This window comes from Psychrobacter sp. 1Y4, assembly GCF_051847555.1.
This window is the reverse complement of record NZ_JBPYDE010000447.1, coordinates 1-759: the sequence shown is the minus strand read 5'-3', so window position 1 is coordinate 759 and position 759 is coordinate 1. Positions and strand designations below refer to the sequence as shown.

Sequence of the window (759 nt, the reverse complement as noted above, 5' to 3'; positions counted from 1 at the left end):
GGCAGGTTAGTAGAGTAAGTCTTCACTGTATTTTAGCGAGAAAATATCGTTTATAATATTGAAAATATAAGCAGATAGATACTCTGTAGATTATAGTCAGTAGACAAGGTATTATTAGACGATTACGTCAATTTTTTATAAAAAATCATTCAAATAAGAGTAACTAAGCATGCAATTATCGATCAATCGAGAATCGTTACTAAAAGCTATCAACTTGATCGCCAAAGCCGCTGATAAACGCCATAATATGGTGATATTGGGCAATATTAAGCTGCAGTTATCAGAGTCCGAGCTTATCTTGACAGCCTCAGATTTAGAAGTGGAGCTGACATCGACCTTGAAATTGCCTGCTGGTGCTTGTGTCGAAGCAGGAACAACGACGCTACCTGCAACAAAACTAAAAGATATTTGTAAATCTTTACCTGCACAAGCTCAAGTTAACCTAGCGACTCAAGCGAATGAGCGTTGTCTGCTTACCAGTGGCAAGAGCCGTTTCACGCTAGGTACCTTACCAAGTGAAGATTATCCAAGCTTGGGTAATCCTGAAAATATTACGCCGTTGAACATCAGCCGTAGTCGCTTGACAGATTTGATTCACAAGACTCAGTTTGCGATGGCAATTCAAGATGTACGTTATTACTTGACGGGTATGCTGTTTGATGTTTCACAGCAGCAGCTGACAACCGTTGCGACTGATGGACATAGACTGGCCTTGGCACGTAGCGTTATAGATGTGAGTGCTGATCTGAGCATGCAGGC

Annotated in this window: 1 protein-coding gene; it reads left to right on the top strand. The window is 41.0% G+C overall.

The window, feature by feature from the left end:
• Positions 1 to 169 precede the first annotated feature (169 nt).
• Positions 170 to 759: DNA polymerase III subunit beta (gene dnaN / locus ACS8FC_RS16880; protein WP_439297635.1), on the top strand; the 590-nt coding region annotated here is incomplete at its 3' end.